Raw genomic sequence first — 20,504 nt, 5'->3', positions numbered from 1 at the left:
TGACGCCCCCAGACCCCCACTGGTAGTCAGCCCCTCCGGCGTTTGAGGAGCGGGGGTTCGGGGGCAGCGCCCCCGAGTAGTGACGGGAACGGGTAGGGGCGGCGGGGGCGAAAAAGACCCTACGAGCGGTCCTCCAAATAGCGGGTGTGGGACTCCTGGCGGCGGGCTTCCACCTCGTGGAGGCTGGTGGCCAGGGTCTGTGCCTCGTCGTGGAGCACAGCGAGCTGCCGCTCCAGGTGCCGCTCGGGCGGCTCGACGCCGGGCGCGAGCCGAGTCCACCACCGGGTCCGTACGAACGTGTCGACGGCCTCGGGCACATCCTGTCGCACGGCCCGGGACAGGGCGTGAACCCCCTCCGGGTCCTGGGCCAGGACCTCGGCGACCCAGCCGGGGTCCAGCAGCGCGGCCAGCAGCTCCGTCAGTTCGGTGAGGTGGCCGGCCGCGGCGGGCGGCAGCTCGACGTCGGCCAGATATGCGCGCAGCTTGCCGAAGTCGCCCCGAAGTTCGTCCAGTTGCGCGGACGGGTCCGGGAAGTCCGGCACCGGCGGCCGTTCCGGGGGCGCGACCAGCGCCCCCGCGCCGTACAGGCCCGCGACCACCACCGGCCAGTACGGGCCCGCCACACCCGCGAAGGTCAGCGCCAGGCCGACGATTCCCCCGGCACTGCCGGCGAGGTTCTTGCGGGACTCCAGGTAGCCCAGGAGCCTATTGGTAGCCACGGATCTCCTCGAAGGCGCCGTCGAGCGAACCCTTCTGGGCGTCGAAGAGCCGGCCGCCGGTCAGCTCGGCGATGTGCTCCAGTTCGCCCCGGTCGGAGTCGCCGAAGAGGATCGGGAAGACCGGGATCTCCCGTTCGGCTTCCGGCAGTCCGCCGTAGAAGCCGTCGAACCTCGCCGGGCTCGCCCCCGCCGTGTTCTCGCCGTCCGTCATCAGCACGATCGACGTGAACGTGTCGTCGTCGGCGCCCAGATGCTCGTACGCCTTCTCCAGCGAGGTGTAGATCGCGGTGTCCCCGTCGGCGGTGAGCGCCTCGGTGTCGCGGCGGATCCCGTCGAGCCCCGACCGCGGGTTCTCGGGCCGCACCACATGCGTCCGTACGCTCTTGACCTCCGAGCCGAACGGCATCAGGGTCACCTCCTCCCGGTCACGGAAGTCGCCCGTCAGATCGGTGAGCGCCTTCTTCAGCCGGTCGAGCCGCCCGTCCTCGCCCATCGAGCCCGAGGTGTCCAGGACGTACACCGTGCGCGAGGGCCGGCGCAGCTTGTTCTCGTACGAGTCCAGGAGTCCGTCGGCCACGGAACGGCTGCCCGGGAAGGGGAGTTCGCGCCGTCGGGTGGTGTCCAGGCCGGTCGCGGGCGGCACGGAGGCGACGACCGGGCGGCGCAGGGTGCGGTCGGTGATCAGCCGCTGGGCCGCCGGCGCGCGCAGCGCCTCGGTGAGGCGGCGGACGTCGTCGCGGACCTGCCGGCTCGTGGACGCGAGCGAGGAGAGCGGATAGTCGGCGGTGACCACGCCGTCGCGCGGCCGGATCACCGTGAGGTCCTTGCGCGCCTTCAGCACCGACTCGTAGTTGAGCAGCGCGTCGACGTCACCGCGCCGGTCGTACGCCTCCGCCAGCCAGCCCGACGAACCGGACGTCAGCTTCTGCCCCTTGAAGAACTCCGCCAGTCTGGGCGTCGCCTGCTTCACGTCCTTGTCCGTCAGCGCGGACTGGGCGTCGGACAGGCCCGACGCCACCGAAACGAGGGTGGAGAAGCCGGAGTTGGAGCGGGACGGGTCGGTCATGCCGTACGTCAGGTCGCCGTCCGCCACCGCCTCCTCGACGTCCGCCCAGGTGACGTTCTCCGGCTTCCAGCCCAGCTCCCGTACGGTGGCGTCCTTCACGCCGATGGCCACCGGGCTGGACATGACCGGGGTCTCCGACACGATCTGCTTCGCGGCGGTGGGGTTGAGGCGCAGGTAGTCGTTGGAGGAGAGCCAGATCGCGTCGTACGTGCCCTTGGCCTTGTCCTTCGCCAGAAGGTTCACCGCGTCGAGGGTGCCCATGTAGGTGGGGCGGACCTTGATGCCGGTGTCCTGCTGGATCTGCTCCAGCACGCTCTTCATGTCCGCCAGTTCGCTGGAGGCGAGGATGCGGAGGGTGCCGGGGTCCGGCTTGCTGGAGGGGGCCGGCTCTTCCGTTGCCGACGTGCATCCTGCCGTCACCAGGACCAGTGCGACGGCGGCTGCCGCCCGGTGAGTGGCCACAGACCGTGCGGCGGAGTATCTCGTCACGCGAGCCCGCCTTCCAGTGCGCCCCTCGACCTCGAACGGTCCAAGTACGCGCTGGCGTGCTGGAGTTCCGAGGTCAGGGACTCGACCGTCGCCGCCATGGACTCCGTGGCCTGGGCCTTGTAGGTGTCGATGGTGTCGAGGGTCCGGTAGATCTGCTGGAAGGCCGCGCGGAGCGTCTCCGCGCCGACGGCCGGGTCGGCGGCGATGCGCTGGATCTCGCCGGACTGCGTGGCGAGCATCTCCGCGTTGCCGCGGATGAGGTCCTCCGTCGTGCCGCGCAGCGCGTTGACCTGCTCGACGACCTTGCGCTGGTTGTCGAGGGCGGAGGCGAGCATCACGGAGATGCGCAGCGCGGAGACGGTCGTGGTGGCCGCGCGGTCGACGCCCTTGATCAGCTCGTCGTTGTTGCGCCGGACCACGTCCATCGCCAGATAGCCCTGGGCGCACACCGCGAGCTGGGTGAGCAGGTCCTGGTGCTTCTGCCGGACCGGGAAGAGGACGTCGGCGCGCAGGTTGTCCGCCTGGGCCGGGTCCTGAGCCTCCACGCCGGCGATGTGCCCCTCGACCGCCGCGTCCAGGGCCTCCGTCAGGACGACGTACTCCTGGAGCTTGCCCATCGAGTCCCAGAGGCGGACGCGTTCGGTCTGCAACGCGGCGTTGTCGCGGCGCAGTTCGTCCTGGCCGCCGCGGAGCGAGCCGACGATCTTGTTCAACGTGCCCTGCGCGGACGCGTACTTGGCGACGTGGTCGCGGAGCTTGTTGCCACCGGGAAGCCGGGACAGCAGCTTGCGCCCCTTGCCGCCGGGCAGGTCGCGCGGGTCCAGGTCCTCGACCGTACGCCGCAGTTCGACCAGCGAGGACGAGACGCGGGACTGGGCGTCCTCGCCGTTGGCGGGCAGGCTGCGGATCGTGCGCTCCAGCATGCGGTTCGACTGGGCGGCCGCGCCGCGCATCTCACCGGAGCCGAGGCCGACGATCTCCCCGATCTTCCCCGCGAACTCGGGGGAGCGGGCGTCGAGCGCGGCCAGTCCGTCGACGTACTCGGCGGCCTTGCGCGCCATGTCGGTGCGGACGGACTCGTCGACCGGCACGAGTCCGCCGGCCTTCTCCCTCGGTACGGCCGCGACGGCCTGAGGTGGTGTCAGGACAAAGGTGTCTTCGGTGTTGCTCACTTGCGGTTCCCCCTAGCCCCGCGCCCGGCGCGCCATCTCGTGCAGCACCTTGGAGGCGGGCACGGGCGACTGCCGGACACCGGTCAGCTTCTGGTTGAGATACGTGGTGTGGGCGGCGGTGGCCGCCGTGAACTCCGCGCTCGTGCCCTGCGGCCGGAACCCGTGCCGCACCGCGAGCTTCCGCAACTCCTTGTCCGTGCCGAGGAGTTCACCGAGCGCCCGGCCCTCGTCCGTGAGGGGGACGACGGTGTGGTCGCTGTTCGCGGTGGTGTCGGGGTAGAGGACGGTCAGGTCACCGACGTCCTGGCCCTGCGCGAGCAGCGAGGCGACCTGCGACTCGTACACGAGGACCAGCGGGTTGCCGACGCCGCTGATGAAGTCCCTGAACGCCGCGTCCGAACTGGTCTGCTGGGCGCCCTGGACGCTGATCAGCTTGCGCATCAGCGGTGCCGTGCGGTTCACGGCCGCGGTGCCGTCGGCGACCCGGCCGCCGTCGGCGACGTACGAGGCGGCGGCGAGGTAGAGCGCGCCGGAGTTCGAACTGGTCGGATCAGTGGTGGAGATGAAGAGCGTGCCGCTCAACTCACCGTGCCGTTCGGCCCCCTTGAGCTGTTGCCAGGTCCGGTCGGCGCCGGCGGCCTTGAGGTAGGCGGACATCCTGAACGTGCCGTTGCCCTTGGCAGGCAGAGTCGCGAGCCCGTTGTCGGCCAGCACCGCGGCGGCGCTTCGGTGCGCCACGACCACGAGGGGCGAGTAGAAGGGACGCGGCAGAGGCTGCCGTACGTCGTACTTCGCGGCCAGTTCGTCGGCGGGGGCCTGGCTGGACGGGAAGGCGAAGTCGTACCCCTTGAGGTCGAGTCCCTCCATGGCCCAGGACCCGGAGGTCTCCGTCTTCAGGGTGTAGCCCTTGGCAGCGAGGGCCTTCACCACATCCGGATCGGCGAAGAACTCCGCCTTCTCCGATCCGATCACTCCCAGCACGGTCTTCGTTGCCGTGCCCTTGTCCTGCTTCTCGCGGCCCGCGACGACGGCTGCTGCCACTCCGCCGATCAGGAACACCGCCAGGACGATGGCGACTATTCGTCTCACACTCGGAGCCTGCTCCCGGAACCCAACATTCCGCACGGTTCCGGGTGAACGCGGGGTGACGACCCCATCCCAGTACGCAACCGGATCAGCCCGTTCCGGGCGCCCCTTCAGGGGTGCGGGAACTGCGCGATCAACCCCCACCGACCCGCAGATTCGTACCGGCGCCAAGCGGAGCGCAATGGCACCCGGCCCGCGCGTCACTGCGGGCGCACGCGGGCCGGGGCCGACCGGGGGAGCCCTGAGGGCTCAGTGGGTGGTGAGGGTGCGGCGCGCCTCGGTGGCCGCCGTGTGCGCGTCCATGCGCTCGGCGGCCAGGATCGCGGCCGCGGTGTCCGCGCGGGACGCCGCGACGACGAGGGCGCGGCCCGCGAGGGCGTGCGCCCGCTCATGAAGCGCCACGACCTGGGCGGACTCGGCGGCGGTACCGGCACCGGTCGCCGACGCGCGGACCGGCGGACGGCCCCCGCGAAGACGTGCGACCTGCCCGGTCAGCCGCTCGGCGGCGACATCGAGCTCGGCGGACGGTTCGATCCCGCGCAGCTCGTCGGTCACGGCCAGCAGTGCCGCGAGGTGGCCGGCGAGCTGGATGTCCAGCTCCTCTTCGCGCGACCGGTGGGGAAAGTCGGCGGTGCCGGCCATCGTGTGGACCGACTTGGTGCGGATCGGTTCGTACATGGGAGATGGCCTCCTGTGCTCTGACAGGAAACCATCCTAGCTTGGATTTCGTCTAAAGTTGAGCTTGTTCATAAAAGCGGGCCGGTCGACCACGGAGCGTGACTGAGTGGGCGTCAGGGCTGGCCGTATCCGTCCAGGAAGTTCCCGATCCTGGTCACGGCGTCCGTCAGGTCCCGGGCGGTGGGCAGGGTGACGACCCGGAAGTGGTCGGGCTCCGGCCAGTTGAAGCCCGTCCCCTGCACCACCATGATCTTCTCGGTCCGCAGCAGGTCCAGCACCATCTGCCGGTCGTCCTTGATCTTGAAGACCTTCGGGTCGAGGCGCGGGAAGAGGTAGAGGGCACCCTTCGGCTTCACGCACGTCACGCCGGGGATCTGCGTCAGCAGCGCGTGCGCCACGTCCCGCTGCTCCCGCAGCCGCCCGCCGGGAAGCACGAGCTCGTTGATCGTCTGCCGCCCGCTCAGCGCGGCGACCACGCCGTGCTGGCCCGGCATGTTCGCGCACAGCCGCATGTTCGCGAGGATGGTCAGCCCCTCGATGTACGAGTCGGCGTGCGCCCGCGGCCCCGAGATCGACATCCACCCGACCCGGTACCCGGCCACCCGGTACGCCTTCGACATGCCGTTGAAGGTGAGCGTCAGCAGGTCCGGGGCGACCTTGGCGGTCGGCGTGTGCGTGGCCTCGTCGTAGAGGATCTTGTCGTAGATCTCGTCCGAGCAGACCAGCAGGTTGTGGCGGCGGGCGATGTCGGTCAGCCCTCGCAGCATCGCCTCGTCGTAGACCGCGCCCGTCGGGTTGTTCGGGTTGATGATCACGAGCGCCTTGGTGCGGTCGGTGACCTTCCGTTCCACGTCGGCGAGATCGGGCATCCAGTCGGACTGCTCGTCGCACCGGTAGTGCACGGCCGTGCCGCCGGACAGTGACACGGCGGCGGTCCACAGGGGGTAGTCGGGCGCCGGTACGAGCACCTCGTCGCCGTCGTCCAGCAGCCCCTGCATCGCCATCACGATCAGCTCGGAGACGCCGTTGCCGATGAAGACGTGCTCGACGTCCGTCTCGATGCCGAGGGTCTGGTTGTGCATGACCACGGCCCGGCGCGCCGCCAGCAGGCCCTTCGCGTCGCCGTACCCGTGCGCGGACGAGACGTTGCGGAGGATGTCCTCCAGGATCTCGGGCGGGCACTCGAACCCGAACGCGGCCGGATTCCCCGTGTTCAGCTTGAGAATGCGATGCCCAGCCGCTTCGAGCCGCATCGCCTCCTCGAGCACCGGGCCCCGGATCTCGTAACAGACGTTGGCGAGCTTGGTCGACTGGATCACCTGCATGTCCGTGAGCTTACGGCCCGGTAACGCCCCTCGGGCCGTGTTTTCCACCACGTGAGACACGGCGGTTTGGGTGGATATCGCCACCGGCGGTCCCACCGGCCCCTCCCGCCCCTGCGATCAGCCGCCACGCCGAGGCCGTACGAGTGCGAAAAAGGACGTACGCCACGAACGCCGCGGTCGGTGCACGCGACGTCCCGGTGCGCACCGGCAGGACGACGGGCCCGTGGCTCCGCCGATCGTGTACCACCCGCGGAACGAGCCGCCCCAGCCGCGGGACATGCACCGAATGAACCGGGGGCCGCCGGACATGAACCGGGCGGCCGCCGGGCAAGCGCCCAAGTGGCAGTCGCCCTGGTCAGGTTGATCGCGCCCGAGGCAACTCCTTGCCCACACCCCCCTCTCGCTTCACAATGTGCATGACAGACCCGTGGGCGGCCGGAGATTCTCCGGCCGCCCGAGTCTCAATGAGGGGACCCCCACATGAGAAAGCCTCTCGGCGCCGCGCTCCTCGCCCTGGTGATAGCCGGGGCGGGCGCGGCACCCGCGGTCGCGGCGCCCAATCCTGTGACCGTGGACGCCGTGGACACGGACACCACCACGTCGGTGGTCAGAGACGCCGTCACGTCCACGACGGCGGCCGTGTCCAGGATCACCGCGCCGACGGTCCAGGCCGTCAACTTCGCCGGCACCGTCTCGCTCAGCAACTGCTCGGGCTCCGTCGTCCGCTTCCCGGACTCGGAGGACAACGACCCGGCGATGGTCATGTCCAACGGCCACTGTCTGGAGACCGGCTTCCCCGCGGCCGGTGAGGTCATCGTCGACCGGGCCTCCAGCCGCACATTCGGCCTGCTCAACGCCTCCGGCGGACGAGTCGCCACGCTGCGGGCCAGCAAGATCGCGTACGCGACGATGACCGACACGGACGTCTCGCTGTACCAGCTCACCACCACGTACGCGCAGATCAAGAGCTCGTACAACATCAGCCCGTTGACGCTGAACGACACGCACCCGGTCGCCGGGACCGCCATCACGGTCGTCTCGGGCTACTGGAAGCGGACCTACGCCTGCAACGTCGACGGCTTCGCCTACCGCCTCAAGGAAGGCGCCTGGACCTGGAAGGACTCGGTCCGCTACACCTCGGCCTGCCAGACGATCGGCGGCACCTCGGGCTCGCCCGTCGTCGACAACGCCACCGGCAACGTCGTCGCCGTCAACAACACCGGCAACGAGGACGGCGGCCGCTGCACCGACAACAACCCCTGTGAGGTCGACGAGAGCGGCAACGTGACCGTCCGCGCGGGCATCAACTACGCCCAGGAGACCTACCAGATCCCTGCGTGCTTCGGCATCGACAACAAGCTCGACCTGAGCGCGAGCGGGTGCACCCTGCCCAAACCGTGATCCCGCGGCGGGCGGTCACGGAGCAGTTCCGCGCACCGCCCGCCCCGCGAGCACATCCGTCCTGCGCCCGTCCTCCACGACGAAACGCCCGTCGATCAGGACGTGCGGGATGCCGGTCGGCAGCGTACGAGGATTCTCGAAGGTCGACCCCGCCGCCACCGTGGCCGGATCGAAGAGCACCAGATCCGCCCGGTACCCCTCACGGACCAGCCCCCGGTCGGGCAGCCGGAGCCGGGCCGCGGGCCGCGACGTCAGATGGGCCACGCACTCCTCCAGACCGAGAACGCCCAACTCCCGTACGTACCGGCCGAGATACTGCGGGAACGTGCCGTACGCGCGCGGGTGCGGCTTGTCGCCGCGAAGGATGCCGTCCGAGCCGCCGGTGTGGACCCGGTGCCGCATGATCGCCTGCACGTTCTCCTCGTGCCCGACGTGCTGGAGGATCGTCGAGCCGAGCCCGTCGTCGAGAAGCAGCCGCCGCGCGGTGACCCACGGGGCCTCGCCCCGCGCGTCGGCCGACTCCTGAACCGTCCGGCCCACGTACTCCGCGAGCGCCGGATCGGCAACCCCCGAGATCTCGATGGTGTCCCACTCGATGGGAACGCCGTGGCACCCGTCCGCGCCCACCACCTCCATGTGATGGCGGATCCGCTCCGCGGTCTCGTCGTCCTTCAACCGGGCGAGAACCGCCTCGGGACCACCCTCACTGGCCCAACTGGGCAGCATGGCCACGAGAGTCGTACAGCCGGGCGTGTACGGATACGTGTCGAGACTGATGTCGGCCCCACCGGCGAGCGCACGGTCGACGAGCGCCAGCAGCTCTGGCCCTCTGCCCTTGTTCACGCCGAAGTTCATGGTGGCGTGGGCCAGATGAAGGGAGCAGCCCGCCTCGCGCGTCAGCTCCACCATCTCCCGGTACGCGTCCAGGGCGCCGGCTCCGTACGACCGGTGGTGCGGGCAGTAGTAGCCGCCGTACTCCGCCACCACCCGGCACAGTTCGGTGAGTTCGGCGTCCTTGGCGTACATGCCCGGGGTGTAGGTGAGCCCGGACGACATGCCGACCGCGCCCTCCCGCATACCGTCGGCGACCAACTGCCGCATCCGGTCCAGTTCCCGTGGCGTTGCTTCACGATCGTCCCAGCCGACGGCGAGCATCCGCACCGAGCCCTGAGGAATCAGATAGGCGGCATTGACGGCGATGCCCTCACCGTCAAATCCATGATCCAGCCGGTCCAGATACTCGCCCACGGACCGCCAGGTGAAGTCGATGTCGTCCCCGTTGCCGTTCCACCCGGTGATGGCCCTGCGCACCTCGGCGAGGGTCCGGTCGTCGACGGGCGCGTACGACAGCCCGTCCTGCCCGATGACCTCCAGCGTCACGCCCTGGGCGACCTTCGCGCTGTGGTCGGGGTCCCTGAGCAGGGCGAGGTCGCTGTGAGCGTGCATGTCGATGAAGCCGGGGGAGAGGACGAGCCCCTCGGCGTCCAGAACGCGGCGGGCCACGGGCCGCAGGCACCCAGCAGCAGCGGCCTCCTGGACCACGGCCGTGATCCTGCCGCCCTCGATACCCACGTCGGCCCGGTAGGAGGGGCCTCCGCTCCCGTCGACAACGTCCACGTCACGCACTACGAGGTCCATCATGGCGGGCTCCTAGAAGTAGGTGCGGATGTAGTCGACGACCGTGCCGTCCTGCTCCACCACCGGAATCAGCTCCCATTTGTCGAAGGACGTACAGGGATGGGAGAGCCCCATGCCCACCCAGTCACCGACCCGGAGTTCGGCTCCTTCGTCCGTACGAATCCAGGCGTGCTGATCGGACAGACCAGTGACCGCGACACCGTCGGCGGACCGCTCGCCCTCATCCGAGCGGACCACCTGCACCTCGGGCAGATCAAGGTCGTAGGCGGCGTCCCGCTTGCCCGCGTTGACGAAGGCCTGCTCGGCCGAGGGGCGGGAAACGACCTGTGCCCAGAGCCGGAAGGCGGGCTGGAGGGCACCCTCATCGGGAACCCGGTTGAACGGGGTGATCTTCCGGTAGTGCCCGTCATCGTGCGAGACATATGCACCGGACCGCAGCAACTTCAGTACGGGCAGGGAGAGTTCGGGAATCCCGGCGAAGACATCGGCCACGGCGTCGAACCAGGCGCTGCCCCCCGCGCTCACCACGATCTCGTCCAGCCCCTCGAAGCGACCGTCCTTGTCGAAGTCGACGGCCAGCGTGACAAGCCGCCGAAGCCAGCCACGCACCCGCTCCGAATCGGCGTCCGGCACCTCACCCTCGTACCCGGCGACACCCACCAGCCGCAAGGTGTCCACACCGGCGACCGCATCCGCGACGGCGGAGCACTCCTCCTCCGTCCGCACACCGGTCCGAGCACCCTCACCGGCAGCCAACTCGACGACGACGTCCACGGGCCGAACGGCACCCCGCAACGCGGAGTCCATCAACTCCACCCCGCGCACGGAGTCGACGTAACAGACGAAACGAAACCCGGGATCGGCGTCGAGCTGCGAGGAAACCCACTTCAGGGCGGCGGCGTCCACCACTTCATTCGCCAGGAAGACCCGCTGGACCCCGAACGCCCGCGCGACCCGCACCTGATGAGGCACGGCCAGAGTGATCCCCCAGGCGCCACGCTCGATCTGCCGCTGAAAAAGCCGGGGAGCCATGGAGGTCTTGCCGTGCGGGGCGAAGGCGAGCCCGTGCCGGACCGAGTACGTCTCCATGAGCCGCAGATTGTGCTCAAGACGCTCGGCGGACAGGGCGAGCACCGGAGTGGTGAACCCACCGCTGAACAGGTTGCGGCGCTGAGCGGCCAGCTCACCGACCGTGAGCCCGTCGGCATCGGGCGGGAGCCCCTTGAAGCGGTGGTCGACACGTTCGTCCGCCAGCGCGGCAAGACGCTCCGCACCGGTGCCGGAGACGGAATCGGCGGCCATGAAGCCTCCCCAATATTCGCCGTTGCACTCCTTGCAACAGTCATTGCGTATCGCGCTTACTGCTGTCTAACATCTCGGCCAACGCCGGGTCAACGGAGCCGCCGAGACCCGCAAAGGCCGAGGAGCCCAAGCCATCGTGACCCCCACCGGACCCGCCCCCACGGCCGCCGCGCACCCCGCGCCCGCCGTGGATGTCGTCACCCTCGGCGAGTCCATGGTCACGTTCCTCCCCTCCCGCCCGGGCCGCCTCGCCGACGTGCCGTCCTTCGACCGGGCGATCGGCGGCGCGGAGTCCAACGTGGCCTGCGTACTGGCCGCCGCGGGCCACACCGCCAGGTGGGTCAGCCGGGTGGGTGCCGACGGTTTCGGCGACCACCTGACCGAGGCGATCGGCGCGTACGGCGTCGACACGTCCGCCGTACAACGCGACCCCACCCGCCCCACCGGCATCTACTTCCGCACGGCGAGCGACCGCTCCACCGACGCCCACGAGGTGGCGTACTACCGCACGGGCTCCGCGGCTTCGGCCATGTCCAAGGCCACCCTCGACATGGCGGCCGTCAACGCAGGCCGAATCCTCCACCTCTCCGGCATCACAGCAGCACTCTCCCCCGACTGCCGTTCCCTCCTGACAGCCCTGACGGCCCCACACCCCGACCGCCCCCTGATCTCGTTCGACGTCAACTACCGAGCAGGCCTCTGGCCAACCCCGTCCAAAGCAGGAGCCACCCTCCTCACACTCGCCCGCGGCGCCGACCTCGTCTTCGTGGGCGAGGACGAGGCGGAGGCGGCCTGGGGCATCACGGGCGGCCCCACCGCGATCCGCGCCGCACTCCCGGAGCCCCGGGTACTGGTGGTCAAGGCCGGCAGCCAAGGAGCCACGGCCTTCGAGACAGCGCCCCCCACGCACCCGCACCCGCCCACGGACGGAAGGGGGCGTGTCGGGGGGTGTCCGCCCGCAGCGGATGGCGTGTCAACTCGTAGCCCTTCTCAGGCAACCGATTCCACGCCAGACCGAGGACGGACACCCCCCGGCGCGCACCCGCCCCCCACCACACGCGAGGGCGACCAAACCACGGCGCGGTACTCGCACACCACACGCGAGGGCGACCAAACCACGGCGAGCCACCCGAACGACACCGTCACATTCGTCCCCGCCCTCCAGGTGGACGTAGTCGCCCCGGTCGGCGCGGGCGACGCCTTCGCGGCCGGCTTCCTGTCGGCGACCCTCCGTGGACTCCCTCCACGGGCCCGCCTCCGCCACGGCCACCTCATGGCCGCCGCCGCGCTCACCGACCCCGGAGACCTGGGCGCACCCCCCTCCCGCGACCACGCCGACCGCCTCGCCGCCCTGGACGACGACGCGTGGGGGACACTTCGACTCGGCCCCGGCTGGACGCACACCGCAGACCGGGCCCAGGAGGAGGTACCCACCCCATGAGCCAGACCGTCGACAGAGCGCTGTCCATCCTGCCGCTCCTAGCCGAAGGCCCCGCCGACCTGGGCCAGGTCGCCGACCGCCTGGGCGTCCACAAGTCGACCGCCCTGCGGCTCCTGCGCACGCTCCACGAACACGGCCTCGTCTACCGCCAGTCCGACCAGCGCTACCGCCTCGGCGCCCGCCTCTTCGCCCTGGCCCAGGAGGCCGTCGAGAACCTCGACGTCCGGGAGATCGCCCACCCCCACCTCGTACGCCTCAACGAGCAGTGCGGCCACACCGTCCACCTCGCCGTGCACGAGGAGGGCGAGGTCCTCTACATCGACAAGGTGGAGAGCCGCTACCCCGTCCGGATGTACTCCCGCATCGGCAAACCGGTCGCCATCACGGTCGCCGCGGTCGCGAAACTGCTCCTCGCCGACCTCCCGGAACCCGAGCGCCACACCCTGGCGGACAAGCTCGACTACCCCATGTACACATCCCGCTCGACCCCCAACGCCCCGGCGTTCCTCAGGGAGTTGGAGAAGGTACGGGACCAGGGCTGGGCCACCGACCTCGGCGGCCACGAGGAGTCCATCAACTGCGTGGCCGCCCCCATCCGCGGCACCGACGGCCGAGTCGTCGCCGCCATGTCCGTCTCCGCCCCGAACGTCGTCGTCACCGCCGACGAACTCCTCACACTGCTCCCACTGGTGCGCCGTACCGCGGCGGCCATCAGCGGCGAGTACTCAGGCAAGACCCCGACGAAGGAAACCAGCTCATGACCGACAAGATCGCCCTCACCCCCAAGACCCACACCACCCCGCCCGCCAAGTTCTCGCACGGCGTCAGGAAGGGGAACATCCTCCAGGTCGCGGGCCAGGTCGGCTTCCTGCCCGCGGTGGAGGGGCAGCCCCCGACGCCGGCCGGCCCGACCCTGCGCGAGCAGACCCTCCAGACCCTCGCCAACGTCAAGGCCATCCTCGAAGAGGGCGGGGCCTCCTGGGACGACGCGATGATGATCCGCGTCTACCTCACGGACGTGGACCACTTCGCGGAGATGAACGCGATCTACAACGCGTACTTCGAGGAGCAGGGCCTGACAGCACCCCCCGCGGCCCGCACCACGGTGTACGTGGGCCTCCCGGCGGGCCTGCTGATCGAAATCGACACACTCGCAGTACTGGGCTAACAACGCGGCCCCACAACGCGCCTCCCCCCAACGCGCCCCACACTCCCCACCCCCCACAACACCCGCACCCCGTAAGTCATCACGGTGCGGCGCCCACCCCCAGGGCGCCGCACCGCGATCCGCCCTGCCCGAAAGCTCCATGCCCTTAAGAAGAGGCCCCCCATGTCGTCCCTGCTCGCAGCCACACCCACCCCGGAAGCGCCACCCCACACAGGCGGCCTGCTCCTCCTCATCGACGGCACCGCAGGCCTGCTGACGGTCGCGGCCCTCGGCATAGTCCTGCTCCTCGTCCTGATCATCAAAGTCAGACTGCAGCCGTTCGTCGCGCTGCTCGCGGTGTCCATAGCCGTCGGCCTCTCGGCCGGCCTCTCCGTCACCGAACTCTTCGGCACGGTCCAGCGGTCGACCTCCGTCTCGATGATCGAGTCGGGCATGGGCGGCATCCTCGGCCACGTCGCGATCATCATCGGCCTCGGCACGATGCTCGGCGCGATCCTGGAGGTGTCGGGCGGCGCGGAGGCGCTCTCGGCCCGCCTGCTCAACCTGTTCGGCGAGAAGCGCGCCCCGCTCGCCATGGGCCTCACCGGCCTCATCTTCGGTATCCCGGTCTTCTTCGACGTAGGCATCTTCGTCCTCGCGCCGATCGTGTACGCGGCCGCCAAGCGCTCCGGCAAGTCGATCCTGCTCTACTGCATGCCGCTCCTCGCGGGCCTGTCGATGACCCACGCGTTCCTGCCGCCGCACCCCGGCCCGGTCGCCGCCGCAGGTCTGTTCAAGGTGGACCTGGGCTGGGTCATCCTGATGGGCGTCGTCGTCGGCATCCCCGCCGTGCTCGCCGCGTGGGCGTACGCCGCCTGGATCGGCAAGCGCCTCTTCGTCCCCGTACCGCAGGACATGGTCGAGGCCGCGGAAGAGGCGAAGGCGGCGGTCGCCGCGGAGCGCGCGGCGCGCCGCGCGGCAGTCGGGGGACCCACCGACGGCGCAGGCACGGCCACGGGCGCAGGCACGGGCGCAGGCACGGGCACGGGCACAGGCACGGGCAAGAGCACAGGCGCGGGCTCCGGTTCGGTCGCCGTCGCCGAAGGCCCGGGCGGGGACCCCGCCGAGCAGCCGCCCTCCCTCTCCACGGTCTTCCTCATCATCGGTACGCCGCTGCTGCTGATCCTCGCCGCGACGTTCTCCTCCATCGCCCTGGACCCGTCGACGTTCCGCTCGGTCGTCGAGTTCTTCGGGCACCCCTTCGTGGCGCTGACGATCGCGCTCCTCATGGCGTACTACCTGCTGGGCATCCGGCGAGGCTGGTCCCGCAAGTCGCTGGAGACGGTGTCCACGGCGTCCCTGAAGCCGGTCGGCAACATCCTGCTGGTCGTCGGCGCGGGCGGCGTCTTCGGTGCCGTACTGAAGGGCTCGGGCATCGCGGACGCGCTGGCCGACACGTTCAACGACGTGGGCCTGCCCATCATCGTGCTGGCCTGGCTGATCTCCGTCGTGCTGCGGGTCGCCCAGGGTTCGGCGACGGTCGCCATCGTCACCACGGCCGGCATCGTCGTCCCGCTGGTCGAGGGACAGGACCTCTCCCAGGCCCACCTGGCGCTGATCATCATGGCGATCTCGGCCGGTTCGATCTTCGCCTCGCACGTCAACGACGGTGGCTTCTGGATCGTCGCCAAGTACTTCGGCATCTCGGAACGCGACACCCTCAAGTCCTGGACCGTCCTGGAAACGGTGCTCTCGGTGGCGGGCTTCGCGATGGCGGCGCTGCTGAGCGTCTTCATATAGCGGGACGAAGCGGAGCCCGGCTGTTCCTGGCACAGGATCGTCGACCATACTGCCCGCTGTGGAGCAGCGCATAGGACCCAACATCCAGCCCCTGCAAGGCGCCGCGGTCGATCCGGCGTTCGTGCCCGGCATCACGGGCCCGCGCCCCGCCGAGCCGAAGGACGCCGAACCGACGGAGGCCGTCGAGGCGGCCTCGAAGGAGGAGACGGCCCCCGAGAAGCGGACGCCTGCCAAGCAGACGGACCTCAGGAAGGAAGCCGCAGAGGAGGAACCCTCCAACGACGAGCCCTCCGGCGAGGAGCCTTCCGGCGAGGACCCGGAGGAGCCCGAGGAGGCTCCCGAGGGCGGCCCCGTCTTCGAGGCCTCCGACCGCCGCGCGAAGATCGTCGCCGACCACATTGGCGTACGGCTGCGCCTGGACGACCAGGAGGCCGAGTTCCGCTGGGAGGAGATCGGCGCGGTCGAGACCGAGTCACCGCGCTTCGGGAAGCGGTTCACCATCACGGTGCACACCCCCGACCGCCGCTGGTACCCGATCGAGATCGAGGCGTCGGCCAGGTCCCGCTTCAAGGAGTGGGAGACCCAGCTGGACGAGGTCCTGGACACGTACTTCGAGGACGCCGAGGAGGCGTCCGAAGCGGAAGAGGTCGAGGAGAGCGCCCCGTAGGGGGCGCGGGGAACTGCGCGACAAGCCACGACGGACCCGCAGTTCCCCACGCACCTCAACCGACCTGACTCAACTGCAGTACTGCGCTTCCTTCCCGATGGACCGGTACATGCAGTCGGAGTTCTCCAACAGCTGCAGCACGGCGTCCCGGTTCCGCGCGGTCTCCCGCTCGATCACCTCGTCGGGCGGGTAGAACCCGCCCCCGCCGCTGGACCCCGGATACATCTCGAAGGTGTAGGCGAAGATCTTCTGACTGCCCCACAGGTAGTCGTCGATCGACCCGTCGGTGATGTAGAGGTCGCTGGACTGCTCGGGCGTGTAGCCGTTGCTCGCGGCCATCTTCTGACCGACCGTGGCGAAGGCGTTGCGGTCGTCGACCGTCATCCCGGTCGTGGTGTCCGCGTTGGTGTAGCCGAAGGGCCACAGCACCAGCTCGCTGTACGTGTGGAAGTCCACGCCCGCCCTGATCTGCTGCTTGCCGCCCACGACCCGGCTGCGCACGAAGTCGGCGACGACCTTGACCTCGGGCGCGGACTCGGGCGCCGTGCCCCGGTAGGTCTCGGAGGACGTCGAGCCCGAGGAGCCGCCGCAGCAGCCCCAGCGGTAGTTCCAGTTGCGGTTCATATCGGTGCCGACGTACGAACTGCCGCTGTTGGGCTGGCGGTTCTTGCGCCACGAGCGGTAGGCGCCGGACGCGATGTCGTACTCGCCGCCGTCCGGGTTGAGGTCCGGGACGATCCAGATCTCCCGGTTGTTCACCATGTTCGTGACGCGGGAGTCGGAGCCGTACCCGGCGCCCAGCTCACGCAGCAGATAGAGAGCCATCTCCACGGTGAGGTGCTCGCGCGCGTGCTGGTGGTGGGTGAACAGGACCTCGGGCTCGGACTCGTCGGTCGCCACGTTGTCGCTGATCTTGATGGCGACGATGTCCCGGCCCTGGTACGACTTCCCGATCACGCGCTTGCTCATGATGCTCGGGTAGGCGGCCAGGCGCTGGTTGATCTCCGTGTTCATCTCGGCGTAGTTGTGATAGCGCGAGTCGGCGGAGGGGAAGTCGAGGATGCCCACGTCCGCGGCGCTCGACCGGTCGGGGGCGGAGCCGAGGGCCGTGACCTCGTAGCCGAGCTGCCGCAGCTTCTTCGCCTGGGCCGCGCGTCCCGAGACGACGACGGTCTCCTCGTCGGCCTCGTCGATCGACACGCCCGCCTGGGAGATCGCCGTACGGGTGGCCGAGGTGCTTCCGTGGACATGGACCTCGTACTGACGGATCTCCTCCGTGTCGGAGGCGGGAGCCGCCCCGGAGGCGCCGTTCGCGCTGGTCGTGGCGGCGACGGGGGCCGCGAGAGCCAGGGCGAGCAGCGTGGCGAGGGCGGCGGTGCGTCGGCCGCGTCTGCCGGGTGAGGGGGGTGCGGCGGGTGTTCCGCCGCCCTTGATGCGAAGTCGCATTGATTCTCCTAGATTCTCCAGAAATTCCGGGATCACCGGAAGTGTGGGGAGTGGAGCGGGGGGTGGATCGGTGCGACGTGCCGGGGCTGTCCGCCGAATGAGCCGGCAGGACCCCGTGTGCGGGTGTGGCGCTCATCGTGGGGCTATGGCATGTCCGGGTCAAGACCAGACCGAAACCCGCCACCACGAACCGGCCGAAACGAGACGGGTCGACCTCCGACCCCCGCCCCGCGCCCCTTCAGGGGCGCGGGGCTGTATCGATGTGCGGCTCCGCCGCGTGGGCGCGACAAGCCCCCGCCGGCCCGCAGGCATCAGGCGGCCTACCCGCGGAGTGCCGGGCGCACGCGGTGCGGCACAGGGCGCACACGCCGGGCGCAATGCATATATGCGGCCCGGCAGTGTACGCGGCCACACACCACACGTCGCGGACCCACGCAAAGTGCACCCGCCGGTGTGACGCCCACGTGCGAAGCCAAGGCGCAGCCGCGAGAGTGGGGAACCAGCGCAAGGGGAGCCACCCACTCCGGCTCCCGTCTCACACCCAGAGGGCTGGCTGATCATGGGCGGATCAGCGCCGCGAAGGGTCCATCAGCCACCGGTCGAGACGACCAGCTTCGTCGACCGGCGGGACGAACTGGCCGAGGGGCGGCGGCTGTTGGCCACCGCACGACTGGTCACGCTGACCGGACCCGGCGGCGTCGGCAAGACGCGGCTGGCCGGGCGGATCGCCGCCCGGGTCGAGCGGGCGTTCCCGGACGGCGTGCGCTTCGCGCACCTCGCCGGTCTGCACGACCCGGCACTCGTCCCGCTCGCCGCGGCCGACGCCCTCGGTCTGCACGACCACTCCGAACAGCCGCCCCTGGACACGCTGGTCGAGCGGCTGCGGGACCGTCGGCTGCTCCTCGTCCTCGACAACTGCGAGCATCTGCTGTCCGCCTGCGCGGAGTTGGCGGCAGCGCTGCTGCACGGCACGAGCGGCGTCCGGATCCTCGCGACGAGCCGCCACCGCCTGGCCCTCACGGAGGAGCACCTCCTGGACGTACGGCCCCTGCCGGTGCCCGACCCGGACTCGGATCTCTCGGCCGCCGCGACCTACCCGGCCCTGGCGCTCTTCGCCGACCGGGCCGCGGCCGTCGCCCCCGGTTTCGAACTCACCCCCGACAACCGGGCCGCCGTGGCCCGCCTCTGCCGCCGCCTCGACGGCCTGCCGCTCGCCATCGAGCTCGCGGCCGTCCGGATGCGCGTCCTCGGCGTCGATCAGCTCGTCGCCCGGCTCGACGACCGCTACCGCCTCCTCACCACCGGCAGCCCGGCCGTCCTGCCCCGCCACCAGACACTGCGTGCGGCGGTCGACTGGAGCCACGAACTCTGCACGGAGGCGGAGCAGTTGGTGTGGGCGCGGGCCTCGGTCTTCGCGGGCAGTTTCGACCTGGAGGCGGCGGAGGCGGTGTGCGCGGACACCGAAGCGGACTCGGCCCCGGACACAGCCGGGCGCGCAGACGAACGCCACGGCACGGGCGACGGCACGGGCGGCGGCAAGGGTGAGGGCAAGGGCGCCGGCACGGACGACGGTACGAGCATCGGCGACGGCAAGAGCATCGGCGTACACCCCCAGGACGTCCTCGAAGCCGTGGCCGGTCTCGTGGACAAGTCCGTGCTGTCCAGGGAGGGCGGCCCGGGCACGGCCAGGTACCGCCTGCTCGACACGCTGCGGCACTACGGGCTCGACAAGCTGCGGCAGCGGCCCGGGGAGGAGTCGGCCGCCCGGCGGCGGCAGCGGGACTGGGCCCAGGAGGTGGCCGCGGAGTGCGAGCGGAGGTGGTTCGGGCCGGGGCAGCGGGAGATCGTGGCCCGGCTGCGGGCCGACCAGGACAACCTGCGGGCCGCCCTGGAGTTCAGCCTCACCGTGCCCGGCGAGGCCCGGGCCGGACTCGGGCTGGCCGGGACCCTGTGGTTCTACTGGCACGCCTGCGGAGCGCCCCGCGAGGGCCGGTACTGGCTGGACCGCGCGCTCGACGCGCACCCCGAGCCCACCCGGGAGCGCGCCAGGGCACTCTGGGTCGCGGGCCTGCTCGCCGGCTGTCCCGAGGACCTCACCCGGGGCCGCCACCGCGCCGAGGACGCCCGCGCGCTCGCCCGCCGCCTCGGCGACCCGGCCGAGGTCGCGCACGCGGAGTACCTGCTCGGCCTGATGGCCCTGTTCGGCGACGACCTGCCCGCCGCCCTCGACCACTACGAGGCCGCCGTCGCCCGCAACCCCGTCGACGGCCAGCTCCCCAGCCTCGCCGTCCTCGACCAGGTCGAACTCGCCGCCAGCCTCGCCTTCCTGGGCCACACCGACCGCGCGGTCCAGGTCTGCGAGGACGCCCACCGCCTCTGCGAGGAGCACGGTGAGGAGTGGGTCCGCTCGTACGTCCTGCGTGTCCTGGCCCTCGCGTACACGGAGCGGAAGGAATGGGACCGCGCGGAGCCGCACGCCCGGGACGCCCTGCGCCGCAAGCTCGCCGTGCACGACGTCATCGGCATCGGTCTCACCCTCGACCTGCTGGTGGTCATCACCGCCGCCCGCGGCGCCCACGAACGTGCGGCCGTCCTGCTCGGCGGCGCCGACCGCGTCTGGGCCGGCATCGACGGCAACCGCTTCGGCTCCACGACGTACAACTCCGCGCGCAAGGAGAGCGAGACGCGGGTACGGGCGGCCGTCGGGCCGGGCGTCTTCGACCGGGCGTACCGGCGCGGCGGCGGGCTAGGGCTCACCGCGATCGTCTCGTACGCCCTCCAGGAAGCCGGGAGACCGGTCGTCCCCGGCCCCCGCAGGGCCGACGGGAACCCGCACCCGGACTCCGGCCGGGGAGACCCCCGTCTCGCGTCGCTCACCCGGCGCGAGAGGGAGGTCGCCGAACTGGTCGCCGAGGGGCTCGCCAACCAGCAGATCGCCGACCGCCTGGTGATCGCCCGCCGCACCGCCGAGGGCCATGTGGAACGCATCCTCGGCAAGCTCGGCTTCAGCAACCGCAGCCAGATCGCGGCATGGGTCTCCGCACGCCGCTGAGCCCCCGGTCCTGGGGGCCGAGGTGCCACAACGCCCCATGCGCGGCCTGTTGGCTCGCCGACAGCCAGGCAGCCC

General features: G+C 70.6%; 16 protein-coding genes. 7 read left to right on the top strand and 9 right to left on the bottom strand.

Annotated features, from left to right (window positions below; genetic code table 11):
• Nucleotides 1–119: 119 nt before the first annotated feature.
• The 6 genes from OG718_RS22425 to OG718_RS22400 all read right to left on the bottom strand — a co-directional run bounded on the left by OG718_RS22425 (nt 120) and on the right by OG718_RS22400 (nt 6,535).
• A complete protein-coding gene (locus OG718_RS22425; RefSeq protein WP_306938340.1) occupies nt 120–719 on the bottom strand; it encodes a hypothetical protein in 600 nt (199 codons plus the stop codon).
• Nucleotides 706–2,208, bottom strand: a complete 1,503-nt coding sequence (locus tag OG718_RS22420) for a substrate-binding and vWA domain-containing protein (protein ID WP_398937155.1) — start codon at nt 2,206–2,208, stop codon at nt 706–708. Before OG718_RS22420 ends, OG718_RS22425 begins: the two co-directional genes overlap by 14 nt.
• A gap of 62 nt (nt 2,209–2,270) precedes the next feature.
• Nucleotides 2,271–3,446 carry a toxic anion resistance protein gene (locus tag OG718_RS22415; RefSeq protein ID WP_143636763.1) on the bottom strand — a complete coding sequence of 392 codons (1,176 nt, stop codon included), beginning with the start codon at nt 3,444–3,446 and terminating at the stop codon, nt 2,271–2,273.
• Between the two features lie 12 nt (nt 3,447–3,458).
• Nucleotides 3,459–4,535: a hypothetical protein gene (locus OG718_RS22410; protein WP_143636762.1), complete on the bottom strand. Its 1,077-nt coding sequence runs from the start codon at nt 4,533–4,535 to the stop codon at nt 3,459–3,461.
• 246 nt (nt 4,536–4,781) lie between these two features.
• The gene (locus OG718_RS22405) at nt 4,782–5,210 is read right to left on the bottom strand and encodes an SCO4983 family protein (protein WP_143636760.1); all 429 of its coding nucleotides are present in this window, start codon (nt 5,208–5,210) and stop codon (nt 4,782–4,784) included.
• A gap of 113 nt (nt 5,211–5,323) precedes the next feature.
• The gene (locus OG718_RS22400) at nt 5,324–6,535 is read right to left on the bottom strand and encodes a pyridoxal phosphate-dependent aminotransferase (protein ID WP_143636758.1); all 1,212 of its coding nucleotides are present in this window, start codon (nt 6,533–6,535) and stop codon (nt 5,324–5,326) included.
• A 480-nt stretch (nt 6,536–7,015) separates the two neighbouring features.
• On the opposite strand from OG718_RS22400, the gene OG718_RS22395 reads away from it, so the two are divergent.
• Entirely contained in the window at nt 7,016–7,936 is a 921-nt protein-coding gene (locus OG718_RS22395; protein ID WP_328845012.1) for a S1 family peptidase, read from the top strand.
• 15 nt (nt 7,937–7,951) lie between these two features.
• On the opposite strand, the gene OG718_RS22390 is transcribed toward OG718_RS22395, so the two are convergent.
• Nucleotides 7,952–9,577 (bottom strand): N-acyl-D-amino-acid deacylase family protein, encoded by a 1,626-nt coding sequence (locus OG718_RS22390; RefSeq protein ID WP_328845011.1) that lies wholly within the window; start codon nt 9,575–9,577, stop codon nt 7,952–7,954.
• A 9-nt stretch (nt 9,578–9,586) separates the two neighbouring features.
• Nucleotides 9,587–10,876 (bottom strand): amino acid deaminase, encoded by a 1,290-nt coding sequence (locus tag OG718_RS22385; RefSeq protein ID WP_328845010.1) that lies wholly within the window; start codon nt 10,874–10,876, stop codon nt 9,587–9,589.
• 136 nt (nt 10,877–11,012) lie between these two features.
• On the opposite strand from OG718_RS22385, the gene OG718_RS22380 reads away from it, so the two are divergent.
• The 5 genes from OG718_RS22380 to OG718_RS22360 all read left to right on the top strand — a co-directional run bounded on the left by OG718_RS22380 (nt 11,013) and on the right by OG718_RS22360 (nt 15,931).
• Nucleotides 11,013–12,317: a sugar kinase gene (locus OG718_RS22380; protein ID WP_328845009.1), complete on the top strand. Its 1,305-nt coding sequence runs from the start codon at nt 11,013–11,015 to the stop codon at nt 12,315–12,317.
• Nucleotides 12,314–13,078 carry an IclR family transcriptional regulator gene (locus tag OG718_RS22375; RefSeq protein WP_143636750.1) on the top strand — a complete coding sequence of 255 codons (765 nt, stop codon included), beginning with the start codon at nt 12,314–12,316 and terminating at the stop codon, nt 13,076–13,078. The genes OG718_RS22380 and OG718_RS22375 overlap by 4 nt, the downstream gene beginning before the upstream one ends.
• Nucleotides 13,075–13,485, top strand: a complete 411-nt coding sequence (locus OG718_RS22370) for a RidA family protein (RefSeq protein WP_143636748.1) — start codon at nt 13,075–13,077, stop codon at nt 13,483–13,485. The genes OG718_RS22375 and OG718_RS22370 overlap by 4 nt, the downstream gene beginning before the upstream one ends.
• 162 nt (nt 13,486–13,647) lie before the next feature.
• A complete protein-coding gene (locus tag OG718_RS22365) occupies nt 13,648–15,264 on the top strand; it encodes a GntP family permease (RefSeq protein ID WP_328845008.1) in 1,617 nt (538 codons plus the stop codon).
• 58 nt (nt 15,265–15,322) lie between these two features.
• Entirely contained in the window at nt 15,323–15,931 is a 609-nt protein-coding gene (locus OG718_RS22360) for a hypothetical protein (RefSeq protein WP_328845007.1), read from the top strand.
• Nucleotides 15,932–16,000: 69 nt separating this feature from the next.
• Here OG718_RS22360 and OG718_RS22355 read toward each other — a convergent pair whose 3' ends face one another.
• On the bottom strand, nt 16,001–17,377 hold the full coding sequence (locus OG718_RS22355; protein WP_143636742.1) for a M14 family metallopeptidase: 1,377 nt from the start codon (nt 17,375–17,377) through the stop codon (nt 16,001–16,003).
• A gap of 559 nt (nt 17,378–17,936) precedes the next feature.
• Between OG718_RS22355 and OG718_RS22350 the strand changes: the two genes are divergently transcribed.
• Entirely contained in the window at nt 17,937–20,429 is a 2,493-nt protein-coding gene (locus OG718_RS22350) for an ATP-binding protein (protein ID WP_328845006.1), read from the top strand.
• Nucleotides 20,430–20,504 lie beyond the last annotated feature (75 nt).

It is taken from the genome of Streptomyces sp. NBC_00258 (genome assembly GCF_036182465.1).
Classification (GTDB): Bacteria; Actinomycetota; Actinomycetes; order Streptomycetales; family Streptomycetaceae; genus Streptomyces.
Note: the sequence above shows the minus strand (reverse complement) of the source record. Positions and strands in the feature narration are given on the sequence as shown.

What these genes read in the sequence shown, in the direction of transcription:
- OG718_RS22405 (WP_143636760.1), bottom strand. Translation starts at nt 5,210, where the DNA reads ATGTACGAACCGATCCGCACCAAGTCGGTCCACACGATGGCCGGCACC.
- OG718_RS22400 (WP_143636758.1), bottom strand. Translation starts at nt 6,535, where the DNA reads ATGCAGGTGATCCAGTCGACCAAGCTCGCCAACGTCTGTTACGAGATC.
- OG718_RS22395 (WP_328845012.1), top strand. Translation starts at nt 7,016, where the DNA reads ATGAGAAAGCCTCTCGGCGCCGCGCTCCTCGCCCTGGTGATAGCCGGG.
- OG718_RS22390 (WP_328845011.1), bottom strand. Translation starts at nt 9,577, where the DNA reads ATGATGGACCTCGTAGTGCGTGACGTGGACGTTGTCGACGGGAGCGGA.
- OG718_RS22385 (WP_328845010.1), bottom strand. Translation starts at nt 10,876, where the DNA reads ATGGCCGCCGATTCCGTCTCCGGCACCGGTGCGGAGCGTCTTGCCGCG.
- OG718_RS22375 (WP_143636750.1), top strand. Translation starts at nt 12,314, where the DNA reads ATGAGCCAGACCGTCGACAGAGCGCTGTCCATCCTGCCGCTCCTAGCC.
- OG718_RS22370 (WP_143636748.1), top strand. Translation starts at nt 13,075, where the DNA reads ATGACCGACAAGATCGCCCTCACCCCCAAGACCCACACCACCCCGCCC.
- OG718_RS22365 (WP_328845008.1), top strand. Translation starts at nt 13,648, where the DNA reads ATGTCGTCCCTGCTCGCAGCCACACCCACCCCGGAAGCGCCACCCCAC.
- OG718_RS22355 (WP_143636742.1), bottom strand. Translation starts at nt 17,377, where the DNA reads ATGCGACTTCGCATCAAGGGCGGCGGAACACCCGCCGCACCCCCCTCA.
- OG718_RS22350 (WP_328845006.1), top strand. Translation starts at nt 17,937, where the DNA reads ATGGGCGGATCAGCGCCGCGAAGGGTCCATCAGCCACCGGTCGAGACG.